The organism is Edwardsiella anguillarum ET080813 (assembly GCF_000264765.2).
In the GTDB taxonomy this organism is placed as follows: Bacteria; Pseudomonadota; Gammaproteobacteria; order Enterobacterales; family Enterobacteriaceae; genus Edwardsiella; species Edwardsiella anguillarum.
On the sequence record NZ_CP006664.1, the window covers coordinates 2,456,264 to 2,477,545 of the forward strand.

The 21,282-nt window shown below is 61.7% G+C and carries 17 protein-coding genes; 10 read left to right on the forward strand and 7 right to left on the reverse strand.

Features of this window, described 5'->3' with window-relative positions; genetic code table 11:
- The first annotated feature begins 105 nt into the window (after positions 1 to 105).
- On the forward strand, positions 106 to 1,152 hold the full coding sequence (locus tag ETEE_RS11030; protein ID WP_034163152.1) for a GMP reductase: 1,047 nt from the start codon (positions 106 to 108) through the stop codon (positions 1,150 to 1,152).
- Positions 1,153 to 1,205: 53 nt separating this feature from the next.
- On the opposite strand, the gene ETEE_RS11035 is transcribed toward ETEE_RS11030, so the two are convergent.
- From ETEE_RS11035 to ppdD, 3 genes are read right to left on the reverse strand one after another with little or no spacing between them, the layout of a single operon-like run.
- Positions 1,206 to 2,348, reverse strand: a complete 1,143-nt coding sequence (locus tag ETEE_RS11035) for a type II secretion system F family protein (RefSeq protein ID WP_034163153.1) — start codon at positions 2,346 to 2,348, stop codon at positions 1,206 to 1,208.
- Between the two features lie 50 nt (positions 2,349 to 2,398).
- On the reverse strand, positions 2,399 to 3,721 hold the full coding sequence (locus ETEE_RS11040; RefSeq protein ID WP_034163154.1) for a GspE/PulE family protein: 1,323 nt from the start codon (positions 3,719 to 3,721) through the stop codon (positions 2,399 to 2,401).
- Positions 3,718 to 4,170: a prepilin peptidase-dependent pilin gene (gene ppdD / locus ETEE_RS11045; protein WP_034163155.1), complete on the reverse strand. Its 453-nt coding sequence runs from the start codon at positions 4,168 to 4,170 to the stop codon at positions 3,718 to 3,720. Before ppdD ends, ETEE_RS11040 begins: the two co-directional genes overlap by 4 nt.
- A gap of 247 nt (positions 4,171 to 4,417) precedes the next feature.
- On the opposite strand from ppdD, the gene ampD reads away from it, so the two are divergent.
- Both ampD and ampE read left to right on the forward strand, forming a co-directional pair.
- Positions 4,418 to 4,996 (forward strand): 1,6-anhydro-N-acetylmuramyl-L-alanine amidase AmpD, encoded by a 579-nt coding sequence (ampD, locus tag ETEE_RS11050; RefSeq protein WP_034163157.1) that lies wholly within the window; start codon positions 4,418 to 4,420, stop codon positions 4,994 to 4,996.
- Positions 4,997 to 5,013: 17 nt separating this feature from the next.
- Positions 5,014 to 5,868, forward strand: coding sequence for a beta-lactamase regulator AmpE (gene ampE / locus ETEE_RS11055; protein WP_034163158.1), 855 nt, complete (start codon positions 5,014 to 5,016; stop codon positions 5,866 to 5,868).
- 83 nt (positions 5,869 to 5,951) lie between these two features.
- On the opposite strand, the gene ETEE_RS11060 is transcribed toward ampE, so the two are convergent.
- Positions 5,952 to 7,325: an amino acid permease gene (locus ETEE_RS11060; protein ID WP_034163159.1), complete on the reverse strand. Its 1,374-nt coding sequence runs from the start codon at positions 7,323 to 7,325 to the stop codon at positions 5,952 to 5,954.
- Between the two features lie 618 nt (positions 7,326 to 7,943).
- Here ETEE_RS11060 and pdhR point away from each other — a divergent pair.
- The 4 genes from pdhR to lpdA all read left to right on the forward strand — a co-directional run bounded on the left by pdhR (position 7,944) and on the right by lpdA (position 15,077).
- A complete protein-coding gene (gene pdhR / locus ETEE_RS11065; protein WP_034163160.1) occupies positions 7,944 to 8,708 on the forward strand; it encodes a pyruvate dehydrogenase complex transcriptional repressor PdhR in 765 nt (254 codons plus the stop codon).
- Between the two features lie 149 nt (positions 8,709 to 8,857).
- Entirely contained in the window at positions 8,858 to 11,521 is a 2,664-nt protein-coding gene (gene aceE, locus ETEE_RS11070) for a pyruvate dehydrogenase (acetyl-transferring), homodimeric type (RefSeq protein ID WP_034163161.1), read from the forward strand.
- A gap of 13 nt (positions 11,522 to 11,534) precedes the next feature.
- Complete coding sequence (gene aceF, locus ETEE_RS11075; RefSeq protein WP_034163162.1) at positions 11,535 to 13,388, forward strand: pyruvate dehydrogenase complex dihydrolipoyllysine-residue acetyltransferase; 1,854 nt, start codon at positions 11,535 to 11,537, stop codon at positions 13,386 to 13,388.
- A 264-nt stretch (positions 13,389 to 13,652) separates the two neighbouring features.
- Entirely contained in the window at positions 13,653 to 15,077 is a 1,425-nt protein-coding gene (lpdA, locus tag ETEE_RS11080; RefSeq protein ID WP_162207672.1) for a dihydrolipoyl dehydrogenase, read from the forward strand.
- Positions 15,078 to 15,140: 63 nt separating this feature from the next.
- Here the strand turns inward: lpdA and ETEE_RS11085 are convergent, their stop codons facing one another.
- Entirely contained in the window at positions 15,141 to 15,398 is a 258-nt protein-coding gene (locus ETEE_RS11085) for a hypothetical protein (RefSeq protein ID WP_034163163.1), read from the reverse strand.
- A gap of 283 nt (positions 15,399 to 15,681) precedes the next feature.
- On the opposite strand from ETEE_RS11085, the gene acnB reads away from it, so the two are divergent.
- The 3 genes from acnB to ETEE_RS11100 all read left to right on the forward strand — a co-directional run bounded on the left by acnB (position 15,682) and on the right by ETEE_RS11100 (position 19,614).
- Complete coding sequence (acnB, locus tag ETEE_RS11090) at positions 15,682 to 18,279, forward strand: bifunctional aconitate hydratase 2/2-methylisocitrate dehydratase (protein WP_034163164.1); 2,598 nt, start codon at positions 15,682 to 15,684, stop codon at positions 18,277 to 18,279.
- Positions 18,280 to 18,428: 149 nt separating this feature from the next.
- Positions 18,429 to 19,067 carry a tellurite resistance TerB family protein gene (locus ETEE_RS11095; protein WP_034163165.1) on the forward strand — a complete coding sequence of 213 codons (639 nt, stop codon included), beginning with the start codon at positions 18,429 to 18,431 and terminating at the stop codon, positions 19,065 to 19,067.
- 184 nt (positions 19,068 to 19,251) lie between these two features.
- Complete coding sequence (locus tag ETEE_RS11100) at positions 19,252 to 19,614, forward strand: YacL family protein (protein WP_034163166.1); 363 nt, start codon at positions 19,252 to 19,254, stop codon at positions 19,612 to 19,614.
- Here the strand turns inward: ETEE_RS11100 and yddG are convergent.
- Together yddG and ETEE_RS11110 are read right to left on the reverse strand one after the other, a co-directional pair.
- Positions 19,611 to 20,510 carry an aromatic amino acid DMT transporter YddG gene (gene yddG, locus ETEE_RS11105; RefSeq protein ID WP_034163167.1) on the reverse strand — a complete coding sequence of 300 codons (900 nt, stop codon included), beginning with the start codon at positions 20,508 to 20,510 and terminating at the stop codon, positions 19,611 to 19,613. The genes ETEE_RS11100 and yddG overlap by 4 nt on opposite strands.
- A gap of 132 nt (positions 20,511 to 20,642) precedes the next feature.
- The gene (locus ETEE_RS11110; RefSeq protein WP_034163274.1) at positions 20,643 to 20,990 is read right to left on the reverse strand and encodes a YacC family pilotin-like protein; all 348 of its coding nucleotides are present in this window, start codon (positions 20,988 to 20,990) and stop codon (positions 20,643 to 20,645) included.
- Positions 20,991 to 21,282: the final 292 nt, after the last annotated feature.

The window sequence follows — 21,282 nt, forward strand, 5'->3', positions numbered from 1 at the left end:
TTCCTGCGTATGATAACGTCACTGGAACTGGCGTCATACAGCAGCCAATCGTTTGTATGATCACATTTTCTCTAATATTGTCGCCATTAACCAGGAAAGTATCTCATGCGCATTGAAGAAGATCTGAAGCTGGGTTTTAAGGATGTCCTGATCCGCCCGAAGCGTTCTACGCTGAAAAGCCGCTCTGATGTTGAGCTCGCCCGCGAGTATCGCTTTAAGCACAGCGGCTGGCAGTGGTCAGGTGTTCCGCTGATCGCGGCCAACATGGATACCGTCGGCACATTTAGCATGGCGCGGGTGCTGGCCGGTTTTGATGTGCTGACCGCCGTGCACAAGCACTACAGCGTGGAGCAGTGGCAGAGCTTTGTCTCCAGCGTCGGTGAAGAGACGCTGCGCCATGTGATGGTCTCGACTGGGACCTCCGAGGCGGACTTTATCAAGCTGCGTCAGATCCTCGCGCTCTCCCCGTCCCTGAAGTTCATCTGTATCGATGTCGCCAACGGTTATTCCGAACACTTCGTTGACTTTCTGCGCAGGGCGCGCGACGCCTGCCCGGACAAAGTGATCTGCGCCGGTAACGTGGTCACCGGTGAGATGGTGGAGGAACTGATCCTCTCCGGGGCCGATATTGTCAAGGTGGGCATCGGCCCCGGCTCCGTGTGCACCACCCGGGTCAAGACCGGCGTCGGCTACCCGCAGCTCTCCGCCGTCATTGAGTGCGCTGATGCCGCGCACGGGCTGGGCGGGCAGATCGTGTCTGATGGCGGCTGTACCGTGCCGGGCGACGTGGCCAAAGCGTTTGGCGGCGGCGCTGACTTCGTGATGCTGGGCGGCATGCTGGCGGCCCATGAGGAGTGCGAAGGACGCATTGTCGAAGAGCAGGGGCGCAAGATGATGCTGTTCTACGGTATGAGCTCGGCCTCGGCGATGAACCGCCACGTCGGCGGCGTCGCAGACTATCGCGCGGCGGAGGGGAAGACCGTTAGCCTGCCGCTGCGCGGTCCGGTGGAAAATACCGTGCGTGATATTCTGGGCGGCCTGCGCTCTGCCTGCACCTATGTCGGGGCGTCGCGTCTCAAAGAGCTGACCAAGCGTACGACATTTATCCGGGTGGCCGAGCAGGAGAACCGTGTCTTTGGCCGGGCCGATTGAGCGCCTGCGCCGCGAGCTCTGCCCTGTATCAATAACGCCGGCGATCGCCGGCGTTATTGCATTACATTGCCCAGATGCAGAATCGGCAGGTACATGGCCAGCACCAGTAGGGCTATCAGGGCCGCGCTTATCATGAGCATGGCCGGCTCCGCCAGTGAGGCCAGCGTCTCACCGCGCCGCTGTGCGCTGTGGCGATAGAACTCCCCCAGATGGCGACTGACAGCGGCGAGGCGCCCCGCGGCCTCACCCTGGCGGATCAGCTGTCGGCACTGGGGCGGAAAAAGACGCGGATCGCGCAGGGCCGCTGAGAGCAACTCTCCCTGACGCAGGCGTAGCACGCCGGTATGCAGGGCGCGGCGATAGGCTGCCAGCGGTAGAGAGCGGCGGCAGCAGTTTAGCGCCGCCGGCAGCGTGATCCCGGCCTGTAGCATCAGTGCCAGCATCTGAAACAGCTGCGCGAGGGTGACATCGCGCAGCAGAATGCCATAGCCCGGAAGGCGCAGGGCGAGGTGCTGCAGCGCGCCCCGCATCCGTGGGCCGCGGCGGCGCAGCGCGACCAGCGCGAGTCCGGCCAGCGGGATACCCGCGGCCATCCAGTGCCACCCCCGACGCAGGGCATCGGCCAGCGTCAGGAGTTGCTGGGTCAGCCAGGGCAGCGGCGCATCGAGCGATGCGTACAGCTGGGCAAACTGCGGCAGCAGGGTTAGCAGCATGCCCAGTGCGATCAGCAGCGCGACCGACAGCAGGAACAGCGGGTAGCGTAGCGCACGCAGCAGGCGTTGGCGCAGCGCGTGCGCCTGCTGCTGCTGGTGGGCCAGCTGGCGGCAGACGTCGGCCAGCGCACCACTTTGCTCCGCCGCCGCCAGAGTTCGACCGTACAGCGCGGGAAAAATGGCGGGCTGCCCGCGCAGCGCCTGGGAGAGTGTCAGCCCATCGGCAACCTCGCGGCTCAGCTGATGGATCAGCGCCCGCCACTCGGCGTGAGGGTGCCCGTTAGCCATCAAATCCAGCGCCGGGAGCAGCGGTACCCCGGCCTCCAGCAGATCGGCCAACTGGGTAATAAAGTCACTGCAGGCGCCGCCATGCCAGCGATAGCGCAGCGGGCGACGGGCGGTGACGATGGCGAGGGGCAGGACGCCGTGCGCCGCAAGGTCGCGGCGCAGATGGCGGCGGCTGAGGCTGAGCCGCGTTTCCATCCATCCCCTGCCATCCCGATCGAGGAGCCGACAGTGATACAGCCGGGGCTTCACGCCTGCGGTCCCAGCACCCGTAGAACCTCCCCCCAGGAGGTCTTGCCCTGTTCGGCCAGGCGGTGGGCCGTCGTGTGCAGCGGGATCATCCCCTGCGCTTCGGCCAGCTGCTGCAGCCGGGCGCTGTCAGCGCCGCTGCGCATGGCCTGGCGTAGGGTGGGCGTCGGCGTCAGCAGTTCAAACAGGGCGCGCCGGCCGCGGTAGCCGCCGCTGCAGTGGGCGCACTCGCCCGGCAGCCAGCTGGGACGAGTGGCGCCAGGCTCCCGCTGGCGGCAGTGGCGGCACAGGCGACGTACCAGACGCTGGGCGATGACCAACAGCAGGCTGTCGGCCAGCAGATAGGGCGCGATACCCAGCTGTAGCAGGCGGGTCAGGCTCTGGGTGGCGCTATTGGTATGTAAGGTCGAGAGCACCAGATGTCCGGTCTGGGCGGCGTTAACGGCGATATGCGCGGTGGTTTCATCGCGGATTTCCCCGATCATGATGACGTCGGGATCTTGGCGCAGCAGGGCGCGTAGTACGGTGGCGAACTGCAGCCCGGCGCGTGGGGCTATCGCGGTCTGATTGATGTTGTCCAGCGGTGTTTCAATGGGATCTTCAACGCTGCAAATATTGAGCGTCTGCGCGTTCAGCCGGCGTAGTCCGGCGTAGAGGGTCGCGGTTTTTCCGCTGCCGGTCGGTCCGGTCACCAAGATCAGGCCCTGGGGCTGCGCTAATGCCTGAGCCAGCGTCTGACGCTGTGTGGGGCTCAGCCCTAGCCGGGCTAGGCTACGGGGCGTTTCCCGGGTGCTGACCTGGCGCAGCACCGCTTTTTCACCGTGCAGCGTCGGGAGCGTAGAGAGGCGAAAGCTGGGCGTTTGCTCACCCAGGGGGATACGCAGTTGGCCGTCCTGAGGCAGGCGTCGCTCGGCGATATCCAGACCGGCCAATACCTTCAGGCGAGTCACTAAGCGGGTGAATTGCAGCGTGGGGTAGTCCGTCAGCGGGTGTAGTACCCCGTCGATGCGCAGCCGTACGTGTCCCCGGGTCTCCTGCGGCTCCAGATGGATGTCGGAGGCGCGTCGCCGCAGCGCATGGAGCAGCAGCTGCTCCAGCTGTGGGGCGGTTTGGCTATCCTCCGTGGCGGGATACAGCGTCTCTTCCTCCTCTGACTGCCGGCGGCTCAGGGGGCGCCACTGGGCATCCAGTCCGGTAGCAAAGCGGATGGCTTCCAGCAGCGCGGCGGGCGCCTCGTTCAGCCCGCCGACGATAATGCTGTGCCGATCCTGATGCAGCAGACGGCAGCGATAGCGGCGGCAGAGTCGCTGGAGATCGCTCATGGTCTCTCTCCGCCGTCGGTTTCTCGCAGGACGCTGCGACAGGCCTCCAGCAGCGCGGCGTTATTATCTTCGCTCTGGCAGCGCTGTTGCCAACGCAGAGTGCCCGCGCTGCGATCTAGCATTGGCGTTAGCGTCACCCGCAGACCGGCCAGCGTCTGCTGGCCGCTCAGCGAGATAATGCCCGCATCGACGCTCAGTGTGCTGACATAGGCCGACGGCGGAAACGCCGCCAACCCCAGCTGCGCTTCGCTGCAGGCGGCAAGGCTGCCCTGCTCCAGTGCACACAGTTCGACCTCGGTGCGATAGGGGGTGACCGCCTGCAGAACATCCGTCATGGCCGCTTTTTGCAGGTAGCGTTGATAGGCCGGTACGGCTATGGCGCCGAGAATGGCGATGATAGCGATTACGATCATGAGCTCCAGCAGGGTGAAGCCGTGCTGTGATGACATAGATACCTCCACGGGTTGCGTTTGGAGAGTGTGCCCGAGCGGGCCGCTGCCGACGAGCCGCGCTGACGCAGGCTGCGCGCCGCGCCGTGGCTTAGCTGTATCGGTTGCGCCTGTGTCCATCGTCGGTGCGGCGTGTGCTATAGAATGGGGCGGCGTTTTTCAGTGGCTTCTCGCGGGGAGGAGGCGGCGCGAGCGGCGAATCATGCTACCCTGTAGGCAGTTTGAATCGCGGGAGGTCGCGTTAGTGATGCAATTAGAGCAGGGGTGGCTGACGGGCGCGCGGCGCGTGCCGTCGCCACATTGTGATGCGCGTCCGCAGGGGGAGCGTCCCTCCCTGCTGGTGATCCACAATATCAGTCTGCCTCCGGGAAAGTTCGGTGGCCCCTATATCGACCACTTGTTCAGCGGTACGCTGGCGTGTGACGGCGATCCTTTTTTTGTCGGTTTGCAGGGGCTGCGGGTCTCTGCGCACTGCTTGATCCGGCGTGATGGGGAGATTGTCCAGTATGTGCCCTTTGAACGCCGGGCGTGGCATGCCGGCGTATCACGCTATCAAGGGCGCGAGCGCTGTAATGATTTTTCTGTGGGCATTGAGCTGGAGGGGACGGATACGCAGGTGTATACCCCGCAGCAGTATCGGGCGCTGGTGCGGATCAGCGCGCTGTTGATGCGTCACTATCCGATGTCACCGGCGCGGGTGACCGGCCATAGCGATATCGCCCCCGGGCGTAAAACTGATCCCGGCCCGGCGTTTCGCTGGGATGAGTACCACCGTTTACTGCGGGCGGCGTTGGCCGGATCCGCAGCTACACCCGATCGTCACTGAAGAGAGAGCTACCGGAGATGACGTTATTCTCGCTACTGCTGGTTTTGGGCTGGGAGCGGCTGTTTAAGCTGGGGGATCGCTGGCAGCTGGATCGCTGTCTTGTCCCGCCGTTTGCCCGCATAAAGCGGGTATCGCTGGCTAAAACGCTGCTGCTGCTATTGCTGTGGATGCTACTGATCGGCGCGCTACTCCAGGGGATTAAGGGGCTGTTTTTCGGCCTGCCGACGCTGCTGATGTGGGTTTTCATCGGGCTGCTGTGCTTTGGCGCGGGGGCGATTCGCCGCGACTATCGCGCCTATATGAAAGCGGCGCGGCGGGGAGAGCAGGATGCGATGACGCAGATGACGGCGGAGCTGGCGCTGATCCCGGGGCTGTCGGCCGATACGCGTCCGGAGGTCCGCCTGCGTGAGCTGCAGAGCGTGCTGGTGTGGATCAACTATCGCTTCTATCTGGCGCCCCTGTTCTATTTTGTGATAGCCGGGCCTTACGGCCCGGTGGCGCTCGGCGGCTATGCGCTGCTGCGGGCCTATCAGACCTGGCTGACCCGCCAGGCCGACCCGCTGATGCGCGCGCAGGCCGGGATCGATCGTCTGCTGCACTGGGTCGACTGGATCCCGGTGCGGCTGGCTGGGATTGCCTACGCCCTGCTGGGGCACGGTGAGCGTGCGCTGCCGGCCTGGCTGGCATCGCTGGGCGATCTGCGGAGCGGCCAGTACCAGGTGCTGACGGGGCTGGCGCAGCTTTCGCTGGCACGCGATCCGCACCTGGATGGGGTAAAGACGCCGCTGGCGGCGGTGACGCTGGCGCGGCGCATTACGCTGGTGTTGATCGTGGCGGTGGCGCTACTGACCATTTATGGTGCGCTGCTCTAGCGGGATAAGCGACCGCGTGCGATAGGCGAAAAAAAACCGGCGCGAGAGATAGCGCCGGTTTTTTTATTTGGCAGCGCCGCGCGCTAGTCGGGGAGGCGTGCGCTGTGTTGCCGCGAACGCTGTTTGATGGCATAGCCGACGGCCAGTACGACCAGCCATAGCGGGATTAACAGTACCGAAATCTGGATCCCCGGGGTAAGGAACATAATGACCAGGATGGCGGCCATAAACAGCAGACACAGATAGTTGCCCGCCGGGTACCAGAAGGCGCGGAAACGGGGAACCACGCCTTCGCGGTTTTTCTGCGCCCGAAAACGCAGATGCGCGACGCTGATCATCGCCCAGTTTATCACCAGCGCGGAGACGACCAGCGCCATTAACAGCTCGAAGGCTTTGCCCGGCATCAGGTAGTTAATCAGTACGCACAGCAGGGTGGCCGCCGCTGAGAGGCCGATCGCCACTACCGGGACACCGCGCCCGTCCACCTTGAGCAGTGCCCGCGGGCCATTCCCCTGCTGGGCCAGGCCGAACAGCATACGGCTGTTGCAGTAGACGCAGCTGTTGTAGACCGACAGCGCCGCGGTCAGCACCACGATATTGAGGACGGTGGCGACCAGGTTACTGTCCAGCGCGTGGAAGATCATGACGAACGGGCTGCCGCCCTCGACCACCTTACCCCACGGGTAGAGGGAGAGCAGGATCGCCAGAGAGCCGATGTAGAAAATCAGAATGCGGTAAATGACCTGATTGGTCGCCTTGGGGATGCTGCGCTGCGGATCGTCGGCCTCCGCAGCGGTGATCCCGACCAGCTCCAGACCGCCGAAAGAGAACATGATCACCGCCATAGCCATGACCAGCCCCATGACGCCATTGGGGAAGAATCCGCCCTGATCCCACAGGTTACTCACGGCGGCCTCGGGGCCGCCGTGCCCGCTGAACAGCAGCCAGCCGCCAAAGAGGATCATCCCGATGATGGCGACCACCTTAATAATGGCGAACCAGAACTCCAGCTCGCCGTAGATTTTGACGTTGGCCAGATTGATGGCGTTGATCAGCAGGAAGAAGACTGCGGCGGAGACCCAGGTCGGGATGTCCGGAAACCAGTACTGTACATAGATGCCCACGGCCGTCAGCTCGGCCATAGCGACCAGCACATACAGCACCCAGTAGTTCCAGCCGGAGGCAAAACCGGCAAAGTCCCCCCAGTATTTGTAGGCAAAGTGACTGAATGAACCGGCCACCGGCTCCTCGACCACCATTTCACCCAGCTGGCGCATGATCAGAAAGGCGATAAATCCGCCGATGGCGTAGCCCAGCAGCACCGATGGCCCGGCCATTTTAATGGTTTGTGCGATCCCTAGAAACAGCCCTGTGCCGATGGCGCCGCCTAGGGCGATCAGCTGTATATGGCGATTCTTCAGGCCACGGTGTAGCTGCTCGCCGTGTTGCTCACTCATATCTCTTACCCTCATCCGGCTCTGTTCAGGGATACTGCCAGCGCCATTCTGTCATTATAACAATACAAAAAACGTAATTTTATTTTTACATTGAGAACATATTAAAATCTGTTCTGAATCTACCAACGAACTGAGAATAATGGTAAGCGAAAAAAAATGCATCCGATTTCTTGTGCCGCTGTGGCTGGAATGGGGGGAAGGCGCGTTGGGCCTATGCCGCAGACCGTCTGTGCATGGGGGCGGAGACGCTCTGCGGCCGTATCGCAGCGATGGACGATAGGTGCGTTGCCCGTTCTGTTTTTCTATTCATTTATTTTGTATATAAATGCTTGTAGTGACTGGTTTTCACGCTTCAGCTCGCGTGACTCGCCGTTTATAAAACGTTAACTTCGAACGCGAAAAGGTAAAAAGTAATACCCTTACTTGGTTATCACGCTGGTGTTTTATTGATTATTGATTGTTAACAAACGCGACATTTCATGATTTACATCAATAGTTGTATGGACAAGTGGTGAAGATTTTGTTACTTTGAGGTCATGTTTTTGAAATTGGTAATACCAATTTACTTTGCGGTTCTCCGATGAGAACGTCACCTACGCTCAGAGAAGACATTGCCACATGGCCTACAGCAAAATCCGCCAGCCCAAGCTATCCGATGTGATCGAACAGCAATTGGAGTATCTGATCCTGGAAGGAACGCTGCGTCCCGGGGAAAAGCTGCCGCCGGAGCGCGAACTGGCGAAGCAGTTCGATGTATCCCGCCCCTCTCTGCGCGAGGCCATTCAGCGCCTAGAAGCCAAAGGTCTGCTGCTGCGCCGTCAGGGTGGTGGCACCTTCGTACAGGCCAATCTCTGGCAAAGCTTCAGCGACCCGCTGGCAGAGCTGCTCGCGGCCCACCCGGAATCCCAATACGATCTGTTGGAGACCCGCCATGCCCTGGAGGGGATCGCGGCCTATTATGCCGCGCTGCGCGGCACCGACGAGGACTTTGTTCGCCTGCATGAGTGCCATCTGGCGATTGAAAACGCCCAGGCCGCGGGGGATCTGGACGGCGAGGCCGATGCGGTGATGCAGTATCAGGTGGCGGTGACCGAAGCCGCTCATAACGCGGTGCTGCTTCACCTGCTGCGCTGCATGGCGCCGATGCTGGAAAAGAACGTAAAACAGAATTTCGAGCTGCTCTATGCGCGTCGCGAAATGCTGGCGCTGGTCAGCGATCACCGGGCCAGTATCTTTGCGGCCATTATCGCCCGGGAGCCAGAGCGTGCACGTGAGGCATCACACCGTCATCTGGCCTTTATTGAAGATATTTTGCTGGAGATGAGTCGCGAGCACAGCCGCCGTGAGCGCTCGCTGCGGCTGCTCCAGCAGCGTAAGGATTGAAAATTGGTTCGTGCGTAGTCCTTCGGGGCACGCGCGCCGATGTTAACACTAGGCAACTCACCGATTGGGCCTGTCTTCGTGCGTTTTGGCAGCAGAGCGCAGGAAGACAGGCTCCAGACAACCCATTTAGACAGATAAGGAATACCACCATGTCAGATCGTTTACTCAATGACGTGGATCCGATCGAAACCCGCGATTGGCTGCAGGCGATAGAATCGGTCATCCGTGAAGAAGGCGTAGAGCGCGCGCAGTATCTGATCGATCAGGTACTGAATTCCGCCCGTCAGGGCGGCGTTAATCTGCCTTCCGCTGCGCTGGCCCACAATTACGTGAACACCATAGCTCCGGAAGATGAGCCGGCCTATCCGGGGAATCTGGAGCTGGAGCGTCGTATCCGTATCGCCATGCGCTGGAATGCGGTGATGATCGTCCTGCATGCGTCGAAGAAAGATCTGGAGCTGGGCGGTCACATGGCCTCCTATCAGTCTTCCGCTACGGTTTACGAAGTGTGCTTTAACCATTTCTTCCGCGCCCGCAACCAGAAGGACGGCGGCGATCTGGTCTACTTCCAGGGTCATATCTCTCCGGGGATCTATGCGCGCGCCTTCCTGGAAGGACGCCTGACCGAGGAGCAACTGAATAACTTCCGTCAGGAGGTTCACGGCACGGGGCTCTCTTCTTACCCGCATCCGAAGCTGATGCCGGAGTTCTGGCAGTTCCCGACCGTCTCCATGGGCCTGGGGCCGCTGGGCGCGATTTATCAGGCTAAGTTCCTGAAGTACCTGAACCACCGCGGTCTGAAAGACACCACGGCGCAGCGCGTGTACGCCTTCCTCGGCGACGGTGAGATGGATGAGCCGGAATCCAAGGGCGCCATCACCATTGCCACCCGCGATAAGCTGGACAACCTGTGCTTCGTCATTAACTGCAACCTACAGCGCCTGGATGGCCCGGTGACGGGGAACGGCAAGATTATCAACGAACTGGAAGGCATCTTCGCCGGTGCGGGCTGGAACGTGATCAAGGTGATTTGGGGCTCCCGCTGGGATGCGTTGCTGCGTAAAGATACCAGCGGCAAGCTGATCCAGTTGATGAATGAGACCCTGGACGGTGACTACCAGACCTTCAAGTCAAAGAATGGTGCCTATGTGCGTGAACACTTCTTTGGCCGCTATCCGGAAACCGCGGAGCTGGTCAAGGACATGTCTGACGATGAGATCTGGGCGCTGAACCGCGGCGGCCACGATCCGAAGAAGGTCTACGCCGCCTTTAAGAAAGCCGAAGAGACCAAGGGCCAGCCGACGGTGATCCTGGTGCATACCATCAAGGGCTATGGCATGGGTGACACCGCCGAAGGCAAGAACATCGCCCACCAGGTTAAGAAGATGAACATGGATGGCGTGCGTCACTTCCGCGATCGCTTCAGCGTACCGGTGGCCGATGCCGATCTGGAGAAGCTGCCGTACGTCACCTTTGACGCCGCCTCCGAAGAGGCGCGCTATCTGCACGAGCGCCGCGCCGCGCTGCAGGGCTATGTTCCGACCCGTAGCCCGACCTTCAGCGAGCGCCTGGATCTGCCGGCGCTGGAGGACTTCTCCGCCCTGCTGGAAGAGCAGAACAAAGAGATTTCGACCACCATCGCCTTCGTGCGTGCGCTGAACGTGATGCTGAAGAACAAGTCCATCAAGGATCGCCTGGTACCGATCATCGCCGACGAAGCGCGCACCTTCGGTATGGAAGGGCTGTTCCGTCAGATTGGGATCTATAGCCCGAACGGCCAGCGCTATACCCCGCAGGACCGCGAGCAGGTGGCCTACTACAAAGAGGACGAGAAAGGACAGATTCTGCAGGAGGGGATCAACGAGCTGGGCGCCGGGGCATCCTGGCTGGCGGCAGCCACCTCTTACAGCACCAACGATCTGCCGATGATCCCGTTCTACATCTACTACTCCATGTTCGGCTTCCAGCGCATCGGCGACCTGTGCTGGGCGGCGGGCGACCAGCAGGCGCGCGGTTTCCTGATCGGCGGCACCTCCGGGCGTACCACCCTGAACGGGGAAGGTCTGCAGCACGAAGATGGCCACAGCCATATTCAGTCTCTGACGATCCCGAACTGCATCTCCTACGATCCGGCCTATGCCTACGAGGTGGCCGTGATCATGCACGACGGTCTGGAGCGCATGTACGGTGAGAAGCAGGAGAACGTGTACTACTACATCACCACGCTGAACGAAAACTACCACATGCCGGCGATGCCGCAGGGCGCTGAAGAGGGTATCCGCCGCGGGATCTACAAGCTGGATACGCAGTCTGGCGACAAGGGCAAGGTTCAGTTGCTGGGCTCCGGCTCTATGCTGCGCCACGTCCGCGAGGCCGCGCGTATCCTGTCTGAAGAGTATGGCGTTGGCAGCGATGTGTACAGTGTGACCTCCTTCACCGAGCTGGCGCGCGATGGCCAGGACTGCGAGCGTTGGAACATGCTGCATCCGCTGGAGACCCCGCGTGTACCGTACATCGCTCAGGTGATGAGCGATGCGCCGGCCGTGGCGTCTACCGACTATATGAAGCTGTTTGCCGAGCAGGTACGCACCTATGTTCCGGCCAGCGATTACCGCGTGCTGGGCACCGATGGCTTCGGCCGTTCCGACAGCCGTGAAAACCTGCGTCACCACTTTGAGGTCGATGCCTCCTACGTGGTCGTGGCGGCACTGGGTGAATTGGCAAAACGCGGGGAGATCGCCGCTTCCGTGGTGGCGGACGCCATCGGCAAGTTCAATATCGATCCGGAAAAAGTAAACCCGCGTCTGGCATAAGAGGTACGGAATAATGGCAATTGCAATCAATGTACCGGACATCGGTGCGGATGAAGTAGAAGTCACTGAAATTCTGGTGAAAGTTGGTGACCGGGTCGATGCGGAGCAGTCGTTGATCACCGTTGAGGGCGACAAGGCTTCAATGGAGGTTCCCTCGCCGCAGGCCGGCGTGATCAGTGCCATCAAGGTTGCGGTGGGCGATAAGGTCACAACCGGCTCTCTGATCATGGAGTTTGAGGCGGCAGATGCCGCCCAACCGGCGGCCCAGGCACAGCCGGCAGCGGCTCCGGCTGCCGCCGCGCAGGTGCGTGACGTTCAGGTACCGGATATCGGCGGCGATGAAGTGGAAGTCACCGAGATCCTGGTGAAGGTCGGCGACAGCGTCAGCGCGGAGCAGTCGCTGATCACCGTCGAAGGCGATAAGGCCTCGATGGAGGTGCCGGCACCGTTCGCCGGGGTGGTTCAATCCATCACGGTTGCCACCGGTGACAAGGTGAAGACCGGCTCGCCGATCATGACCTTCAGCATCGCGGGTGCGGCCTCTCCTGCCGCGGCAGCGCCGGCCGTCGCGCCCGCCGTACCGGTGGCCCAGGCCGCCGCCAGCCAGCCGATCAGCGTGCCGGATATCGGCGGCGATGAAGTTGAGGTCACCGAAATTCTGGTTAAGGTCGGCGACAGCGTCAGCGCAGAGCAGTCGCTGATCACCGTCGAAGGCGATAAGGCCTCGATGGAGGTGCCGGCGCCGTTCGCCGGGGTGGTCAGCACCATTACGGTCAGCGTGGGCGATAAGGTGAAAACCGGCTCGCCGATCATGACCTTCAGCGTGGCGGGCAGCGCGCCTGCGCCGTCGGCATCTCTCCCCGCGGCCGCGGCGCCGGTAAGTGCGCCGGTAGCCACCGCGCCTGCGGCGGTACAGGCGCAGAGTGAGTTCACCGAAAACGCCGCCTATGTGCATGCGACGCCGGTGATCCGCCGTCTGGCGCGCGAGTTTGGCGTTAACCTGGCCAAGGTAAAAGGCAGTGGACGTAAAGGCCGCATCTTGCGTGAAGACGTGCAGGCCTATGTCAAGGAGCTGATTAAGCGCGCTGAAACCGCGCCGGCGGCGGCAACCGGGGGCTCTCTGCCGGGTCTGCTACCGTGGCCGAAGGTGGACTTCAGCAAGTTCGGCGAGGTGGAAGAGGTTGAGCTGGGGCGTATCCAGAAGATCTCCGGCGCCAACCTGCACCGCAACTGGGTGATGATCCCGCATGTCACCCAGTTTGACGAGACCGATATTACCGAGGTGGAAGCGTTCCGCAAACAGCAGAACGTGGAGTCCGAGAAGCGCAAGCTGGGGGTTAAAATTACCCCGCTGGTGTTTATCATCAAGGCGGTGGCCAAGGCGCTGGAGGCGATGCCGCGCTTTAACAGCTCCCTGTCTGAGGATGCCCAGCGTCTGACGCTGAAGAAGTACATCAACATTGGCGTCGCGGTCGATACGCCGAACGGTCTGGTGGTTCCGGTGCTGCGCGACGTCAATAAGAAGGGAATCATCGAGCTGTCGCGCGATCTGGCGGAGATCTCAGCCAAGGCGCGCGCCGGTAAGCTGACCGCCGCGGACATGCAGGGCGGCTGCTTTACCATCTCCAGCCTGGGCGGTATCGGCGGCACGGCGTTTACGCCGATCGTCAACGCACCGGAGGTGGCGATCCTGGGGGTATCCAAGTCGTCGATGAAGCCGGTATGGAATGGGAAAGAGTTTGCGCCGCGCCTGATGCTGCCGCTGGCGCTCTCCTATGACCATCGGGTGATCGACGGTGCCGACGGTGCCCGCTTTATCAGCTTCATCAACAGCGTGATGTCTGACATCCGCCGCCTGGTGATGTAAGCCGAGGGCCGGCGCATGCGCCGGCCTTTTTCTTAATTCGCGGTATGGCAGGCGCTGGCTCGCGTCAGCCATGCCGTCAGAGGCAGACGTCGACGGATCATCCCTTTACAGAATTATTAACATTTCTGTAAACTGTGGGACGCGACGGGTGTCCCGGCGGAGGCCGCAGCGCCGCGGTAATGTCAGCCCGTGGGGCGGCGGACGGTCGGTCTGGGTGCCATCGCGGTGCATCCACGCCGCCGGAAAAACAATAAAGAGGTCATGATGAGTACTGAAATCAAAACTCAGGTCGTGGTACTTGGGGCGGGCCCGGCAGGGTATTCTGCGGCGTTCCGCTGCGCGGATTTGGGGCTGGAGACCGTTATTGTCGAGCGTTACTCCACCCTGGGCGGGGTGTGCCTGAACGTCGGCTGTATCCCCTCCAAGGCCCTGCTGCACGTGGCTAAAGTGATTGAAGAGGCCAAGGCGCTGGCGGAGCACGGTATCGTGTTCGGTGAGCCGAAGACCGACATTGACAAGATCCGCACCTGGAAAGAGAAGGTGATCGGCCAGCTGACCGGCGGCCTGGCCGGTATGGCCAAAGGCCGTAAGGTGCGGGTGGTCAACGGGCTGGGTAAGTTTACCTCGGCCAATACCCTGACGGTTGACGGGGAGGCGGGGCAGACGGTGATCCATTTTGATAATGCGATCATCGCCGCCGGCTCCCGTCCCATCCAGCTGCCGTTTATCCCCCATGACGATCCGCGCGTATGGGATTCAACCGACGCGCTGGCCCTGAACAGTGTACCGCAGCGCCTGCTGGTGATGGGCGGCGGGATTATCGGCCTGGAGATGGGGACGGTATATCATGCGCTAGGATCCGAGATCGACGTGGTTGAAATGTTCGATCAGGTGATCCCGGCTGCCGATAAGGACGTGGTGAAAGTCTTTACCAAGCGTATCGGCAAACGCTTTAACCTGATGCTGGAGACCAAGGTCACCGCCGTGGAGGCCCGTGAAGACGGGATCTATGTTTCCATGGAAGGCAAGAAGGCCCCGGCAGAGGCGCAGCGCTATGATGCCGTGCTGGTGGCCATCGGTCGCGTGCCGAACGGTAAGCTGATCGACGCCGGGCTGGCCGGGGTTGAGGTGGATGAGCGCGGTTTTATTCACGTGGATAAGCAGCTGCGTACCAATGTGCCGCACATCTTCGCCATCGGCGATATCGTCGGCCAGCCGATGCTGGCGCACAAAGGGGTTCACGAGGGACACGTTGCCGCAGAGGTGATCGCCGGAATGAAGCACTACTTCGATCCGAAGGTGATCCCCTCTATCGCCTATACCGAGCCGGAGGTTGCATGGGTTGGTCTGACGGAAAAAGAGGCGCGCGAGAAAGGCATCAGCTACGAAACCGCCACCTTCCCTTGGGCGGCCTCGGGGCGCGCCATCGCTTCTGACTGTGCCGACGGTATGACCAAGCTTATCTTCGATAAAGAGTCCCACCGCATCATCGGCGGGGCGATTGTCGGCACCAACGGCGGCGAACTGCTCGGTGAGATCGGCCTGGCCATCGAGATGGGCTGCGACGCGGAAGACATCGCCCTGACGATTCATGCCCACCCGACCCTGCATGAGTCCGTCGGCCTGGCGGCTGAGGTTTATGAAGGCAGCATCACCGATTTGCCGAATGCGAAGGCGAAGAAGAAATAATCGCGTGAGATAACGCAAAAACGGCTCCCATCGGGAGCCGTTTTTTTTTGCCCGTCACTGCCGTCAGTCATAGCGAAAGCCGATAAAAAAGGCCAGGGCCGGTATGCAGATCCCCAGTCCCAGTGAGCAGAGAAAGTAGTTCATTCCCCACAGAAAGCCATCGTGATCCAGCATTTCCTGCCCGCTCAGGCCGCTGTCCAGCGCCAGCGCGTTTTCGCTGTGGCTGACCTCGATAAGGTAAAACAGCGCGCCGACGGCCAGTAGTAGGGAGAGGATTTGCAGCAGGGTCAGGCAACGCGAGTGCGTGGTCGTCAATGACATCGTCGCCTCCCAGGCCGCTGAAAGCGTGGCATGATACAGAAAAATCGCCGGGGGTAAACGTAAAACAGGTCAGATCTGTGCGTTAATCGTACGTTTTGCCTGGTCAAAAATGGTTTTATGCGGTTATGTTACTTTTTTGTAAACCATTTAACACGGTGGCTGAATGCTGATATGCTGAAAAGGCTATCCGGGTATCCGACAGGCGGTCAGGCGATGGGTTAGGGCACGGCACGCTACCGGCATCCCGGTATCTACAATGACAATGAGAGCGAGGAGTCGAGTCGTGCTAAAAGAATACCGTGAGCACGTCGCCGAGCGGGCGGCCCTGGGTGTGGTTCCTAAGCCGCTGGATGCGGCACAGATGGCAGCGCTGGTTGAGCTGCTGAAGTCACCGCCGGCGGGCGAAGAGGCCCTGCTGCTGGATCTCTTGACCAACCGGGTGCCGCCGGGCGTCGATGAGGCTGCCTATGTGAAGGCGGCCTTTCTGGCCGCGCTGGTGAAGGGCGAGGCCCACTCGCCGTTGGTCAGCGCCGCCAAGGCGCTGGAGCTGCTGGGAACCATGCAGGGTGGTTATAACATTCATCCGCTGATTGAGGCGCTGGATAACGCGGCGCTGGCGCCGATCGCCGTCGGCGCGCTGTCCCACACGCTGCTGGTTTTCGACAGCTTCCACGACGTAGAGCAGCGCGCGCGCGCCGGGAACCCGTTTGCCCGCCAGGTGCTGCAGTCCTGGGCCGATGCCGAATGGTTCCTGTCCCGTCCGGCGCTGGCGGATAAGCTGACGGTGACCGTCTTCAAGGTCAGCGGTGAAACCAATACCGACGACTTGTCTCCGGCGCAGGATGCCTGGTCCCGCCCCGATATTCCGCTGCACGCGCAGGCGCTGCTGAAGAACCCGCGCGATGGCATCACCCCGGATCAGCCCGGCGCCGTGGGGCCGATCCGTCAGCTGCAGGCGCTGGCCGGGCAGGGGTACCCGTTGGCCTACGTCGGCGACGTGGTGGGCACGGGATCCTCGCGTAAATCGGCGACCAACTCGGTGCTGTGGCTGATGGGGGAGGACATTCCCTTCGTGCCCAATAAACGGGCCGGTGGCGTCGTGCTGGGCGGTAAAATCGCGCCGATCTTCTTTAACACCATGGAGGATGCCGGCGCGCTGCCGATCGAGGTGGACGTCAGCCAGCTGCAGACCGGTGAAGCCATTGATATCTACCCCTATCAGGGGGAGATCCGCCGTCATGCCGACGGCTCCCTGCTGGCGACCTTTGTCCTGAAGACCGAGGTGCTGCTAGATGAAGTGCGCGCCGGCGGACGTATTCCGCTGATCATCGGCCGGGCGCTGACGGCGCGTGCGCGCGAGGCACTGGATCTTCCGCCCAGCGATGTCTTTCGCCAGCCCAAAGCGGTCAGCGACAGCGGCAGGGGGTATACCCTGGCGCAGAAAATGGTGGGGCGCGCCTGCGGCGTGGCCGGCGTACGTCCCGGTCAGTACTGCGAACCGCGGATGGCCTCCGTCGGCTCACAGGATACCACCGGCCCGATGACGCGCGATGAGCTGAAGGATCTGGCCTGCCTGGGCTTCTCCGCCGATCTGGTGATGCAGTCCTTCTGCCACACCGCCGCCTATCCCAAGCCCATCGATGTGCAGACGCACCATACGCTGCCTGACTTTATCATGAACCGGGGCGGGGTGGCGCTGCGCCCGGGCGATGGCATCATCCACTCCTGGTTGAACCGGATGCTGCTGCCGGATACTGTGGGCACCGGCGGCGACTCCCATACTCGCTTCCCTATCGGGATTTCGTTCCCGGCGGGGTCCGGCCTGGTGGCGTTCGCCGCCGCGACCGGGGTGATGCCGCTAGATATGCCGGAGTCGGTTCTGGTGCGCTTTAAAGGGCAGATGCAGCCGGGGATCACCCTGCGCGATTTGGTCCATGCCATCCCCTACCACGCGATTCAGCAGGGGCTGCTGACCGTCGAGAAACAGGGGAAGAAGAACATCTTCTCCGGACGGATCCTGGAGATCGAAGGGCTGCCGCAGCTGAAGGTCGAGCAGGCCTTTGAGCTGGCCGATGCTTCGGCGGAGCGTTCGGCGGCCGGCTGCACCATTAAGCTGGATCGTGAGCCGATCGTGGAGTATCTGCAGTCCAATATCGTGCTGCTGCGCTGGATGATCGCCGAGGGCTACGGCGATCGTCGCACCCTGGAGCGGCGCATCCGCGCCATGGAGAAATGGCTGGCCGATCCGCAGCTGCTGAAGGCGGACGCTGACGCCGAATATGCCGCGGTGATCGAGATCGATCTCGACGCGATTAAAGAGCCTATTCTGTGCGCCCCCAACGATCCGGACGATGCCCGCCTGCTGTCACAGGTGGCCGGGGCGAAGATCGATGAGGTCTTTATTGGCTCCTGCATGACCAATATTGGCCACTTCCGCGCCGCCGGTAAGCTGCTTGACAGCCATCAGGGGCAGCTGCCGACGCGACTGTGGGTGGCGCCGCCGACCCGAATGGACGCCGCGCAGCTGACGGAGGAAGGGTACTACAGCGTGTTCGGCAAGAGCGGCGCGCGGGTAGAGATCCCCGGCTGCTCTCTGTGCATGGGCAACCAGGCACGGGTGGCCGACGGGGCGACGGTGGTATCGACGTCGACGCGTAACTTCCCGAACCGCCTCGGCACCGGTGCCAACGTCTATCTGGCATCGGCCGAGCTGGCGGCGGTGGCGGCCCTGCTGGGTCAGCTGCCGGACGTCGCGCAGTATCAGCAGTTTATGGCGCAGGTGGGGGCGTCGGCGGCAGACACCTACCGCTATCTCAACTTTAATCGCCTGACGCAGTATACCGAGAAGGCCGGGCAGGTGATCTTCCAGACCGCGGTATAAGCGCGTCCTCAGGGCGATTGCGGGGGAGTCCGTCTGTGCGGGCTCCCCCCTTTTTATTACCGGTGTTACATAGCATTGCATGGCGTCGACATAACTTGACGTTTAACCTCGTAACCTAACGTTATTGGGCCGATGCGGGGAGAGTGGAGATGAAAAAAGGCTGGATGGATCAACTACAGTCGCTGCTGGGCGACGCTAAGCGCGGCGGCGGCGAAGGGCTGGGTAAACTGCTGGCGCCGGCGGCGCTCGGTGGCCTGGCCGGCGTGCTGCTGGGGAATAAATCCGCGCGTAAGCAGGCGGGAAAGCTGGGTAAGAATGCCCTGCTGCTCGGCGGCGGCGCTGCGATCGGTGCCCTGCTGTGGAACAAATACCGCGAGCGGGTGAGAGAGACGCACCGCGATGAGCCACAGTACGGTCAGCAGAGCGCACCGCCCGATGCGCGCGCGCGGCGTCTGGTGCAGGCGCTGGTGTTTGCCGCGAAAAGCGATGGCCACATCGATGCTCGGGAGCAGCAGGCCATCGACGATGCTATGACGCGGCTGGCGCTGGGCGATGAGGCGCGCGTTTGGGTGCGCCAGGCGCTGGAGCGTCCCCTCGATCCACACCTGCTGTCTCGCGAGGTACAGGACGAAGAGGAGGCGCTGGAGATTTATACTGTGAGCTGTACGGTCATCGACATCGACCATTTTATGGAGCGTAGCTATCTGGATGCGTTGGCGCAGGCGTTGGGCATTCCATCGGACGTAGCGCAGGGGCTGGAGCGTGATATTGGCGCCGGGAGTGCATAGCCGGCGGGATGCCCGCCCCTATTGACCCCCTGGGGCTTTTTTGCTGAAATCGCTCGCCACACAGCGCGGAGACCCAGTCTCCGCGTTATTTTTTGCAGATTGCGAGCCGGATTTCAGGCCGCATCACGGCGCTGGGTTACACTGAAAAAGAGTCCCCAGATGGGGCTGAGAGGGAGGGCTGGCTGTGGATTATGAATTTCGCCATGATATTGGAGGCCAGGTGATCGCGCTGTTTTCGATGGGGCATGAGGCCGTCGGGCACTGGCTTAATGAAGAGGTCAAGGGAGATTTGGCGCTGCTGTCGCGCATCGAGCAGGAGGCCGCGGCGCTGAAGGGTAGCGAACGGCAGTGGCAGTTGGAGGGGCATGAGTACACCCTGTGGCTGGACAGCGAAGAGGTGATGGTGCGCGCGAACCAGCTGGCGCTGGAGGGCGATGCGCTGGATGACGGTATGCGCTATTACGATGAAGAGAGCCTCTCGCTGTGCGGGCTGGAGGATTTTCTACAGGTGCTGGCGCGCTACCGCAGCTTTATTCAGCAGCGCTAACCGTGGCGGGCCGTCGCGTCCGTCCGGCGGCTGGCGCTCCAGCACAGCAGTGAGCCCACCACCACCAGCAGCACGCCGGACCACAGGCTGGCCGGCGTCGACGCCGCCAGCCATAGCGCGGCAATGGCAATGGACAGCAGCGGCGTAAAGTAGGAGAGGGCGGCGACCAGGGTGGCGTTGCCCTTTTTCATGGCCTGATCCCAGCACAGATAGGCGATGGCGGTGCTGCCGCTCATCAGCAGTAGCTCGCCCAGCGCCGCGCGGGTGATGCGCAGCGGAGGCTGCGGCGTCAGCAGCCATAGTAGCCACAGACACAGGGCCGTCATCAAGAGAAACAGCGGCAGGGCACCGCGGCTGGGCTGATAGTAGCGCAGTAGGTTGGAGTAGATGGCCCAGGCAAAGGCGGCGCCGCAGGCCAGGGCGTAGGCCAGCGGATTGCCGCTCAGATTGCGGTACAGGGCGGCGGGATCGACGCCGGCGTCACCGCCGACGACCCAGACGACGCCGCTGAAGGCCAGCAGCGCGCCGGGCCAGAGCCACCAGCGTACGCGCAGCCCCAGCAGCGGGACGGCGAACAGCAACGTCAGGCTAGGCCACAGGTAGTTGATCAGCCCCAGCTCCAGCGTCTGGGCCCGGTTATCCGCCAGACCGATGGCCAGGGCGAAGGCCACCATATAGAACACGAACAGGGCACCGCAGCCGAACAGGTATCCCGCTCGCTGACCGCGTACGGCAGGTTTTCCCGCCGCGCACCATACCAGCAGGCCGCTCAAAGAGTAGATAGCGGCGCCCGCGGCGGTAGGGCCGAGGGTCTCGGCCAGGCTACGCGTCAGGGCTACGCTCATGCTCCACAGCAGAATGGCGCACACGCCCAGTAATGTCGCTCGGTGTTTCATGGCCATCCTCCCTGTTATGCCCAGGCGCTGACTGTAGCATGTTTATGTTATAGGGCGCAGGAGGCGGGAAGGTGAAATGATTTCACATAGGCAGGCGCTGAACGCGGCGGCGTATCGCGCGCCGGTGAGAGATCAGTTAGCGTAGGCCAGCAGTCCCAGCGAGTCGCGGGCCAGGTATTTGCACTTGGTTTCCACCGGCATGGCGATGCGGCTTAAATCGTGGTAGCTCTCTTCACCCAGCTTTTTCATCTTCTTGGTGTTGTAATTGCTCATATCCCAGCCGTTGCGGCTGGCAAAGAAGACAATCGCCCGCTTAATCTGATTGTTGGGGAGGTCGTGGTAGCCACAGTCATTTTTCAAATAGACGAAAATGGCGGTTAAATCAGCCAGATCTTCCGCCTGCATCTCATCCAGCGCTCGACTGGAGGTCGTGATACTGAGTAAGCCCAACAATAGCACTAGCAGAGAGGATTTTTTCATACCGGAAAACACGATTTGTTATTGTGCTATGACGGTATCATATTTCATCGGTATGACTACAGTCTGATATTCACTTTTAATATGTAATTGAGGCGGATTTTATGCCGCTCGGCGCGCGGGCATGTCGGGGGGCTTTTCGTACCTTAGGGCAGCAGACCCGTTTAAGTCGCCACCTCGGCCTGCTATACTCTGCGCCCTTAACAAACCGCGCTGTTTTGTGCCGAGGAGTGGAGCCATCCGCCGGGCGCAGGACAGATTGATTTTGCCGTCCGCCCACGCGACGGCACGCACG

Coding starts and splice junctions, on each gene's coding strand:
- ppdD (WP_034163155.1), bottom strand. CDS start 4,170: ATGTCATCACAGCACGGCTTCACCCTGCTGGAGCTCATGATCGTAATC.
- ETEE_RS11040 (WP_034163154.1), bottom strand. CDS start 3,721: ATGAGCGATCTCCAGCGACTCTGCCGCCGCTATCGCTGCCGTCTGCTG.
- lpdA (WP_162207672.1), top strand. CDS start 13,653: ATGAGTACTGAAATCAAAACTCAGGTCGTGGTACTTGGGGCGGGCCCG.
- ampE (WP_034163158.1), top strand. CDS start 5,014: ATGACGTTATTCTCGCTACTGCTGGTTTTGGGCTGGGAGCGGCTGTTT.
- ETEE_RS11060 (WP_034163159.1), bottom strand. CDS start 7,325: ATGAGTGAGCAACACGGCGAGCAGCTACACCGTGGCCTGAAGAATCGC.
- aceE (WP_034163161.1), top strand. CDS start 8,858: ATGTCAGATCGTTTACTCAATGACGTGGATCCGATCGAAACCCGCGAT.
- aceF (WP_034163162.1), top strand. CDS start 11,535: ATGGCAATTGCAATCAATGTACCGGACATCGGTGCGGATGAAGTAGAA.
- ampD (WP_034163157.1), top strand. CDS start 4,418: ATGCAATTAGAGCAGGGGTGGCTGACGGGCGCGCGGCGCGTGCCGTCG.
- pdhR (WP_034163160.1), top strand. CDS start 7,944: ATGGCCTACAGCAAAATCCGCCAGCCCAAGCTATCCGATGTGATCGAA.
- ETEE_RS11095 (WP_034163165.1), top strand. CDS start 18,429: ATGAAAAAAGGCTGGATGGATCAACTACAGTCGCTGCTGGGCGACGCT.
- ETEE_RS11030 (WP_034163152.1), top strand. CDS start 106: ATGCGCATTGAAGAAGATCTGAAGCTGGGTTTTAAGGATGTCCTGATC.
- ETEE_RS11085 (WP_034163163.1), bottom strand. CDS start 15,398: ATGTCATTGACGACCACGCACTCGCGTTGCCTGACCCTGCTGCAAATC.
- ETEE_RS11035 (WP_034163153.1), bottom strand. CDS start 2,348: ATGGAAACGCGGCTCAGCCTCAGCCGCCGCCATCTGCGCCGCGACCTT.
- ETEE_RS11110 (WP_034163274.1), bottom strand. CDS start 20,990: ATGAAAAAATCCTCTCTGCTAGTGCTATTGTTGGGCTTACTCAGTATC.
- yddG (WP_034163167.1), bottom strand. CDS start 20,510: ATGAAACACCGAGCGACATTACTGGGCGTGTGCGCCATTCTGCTGTGG.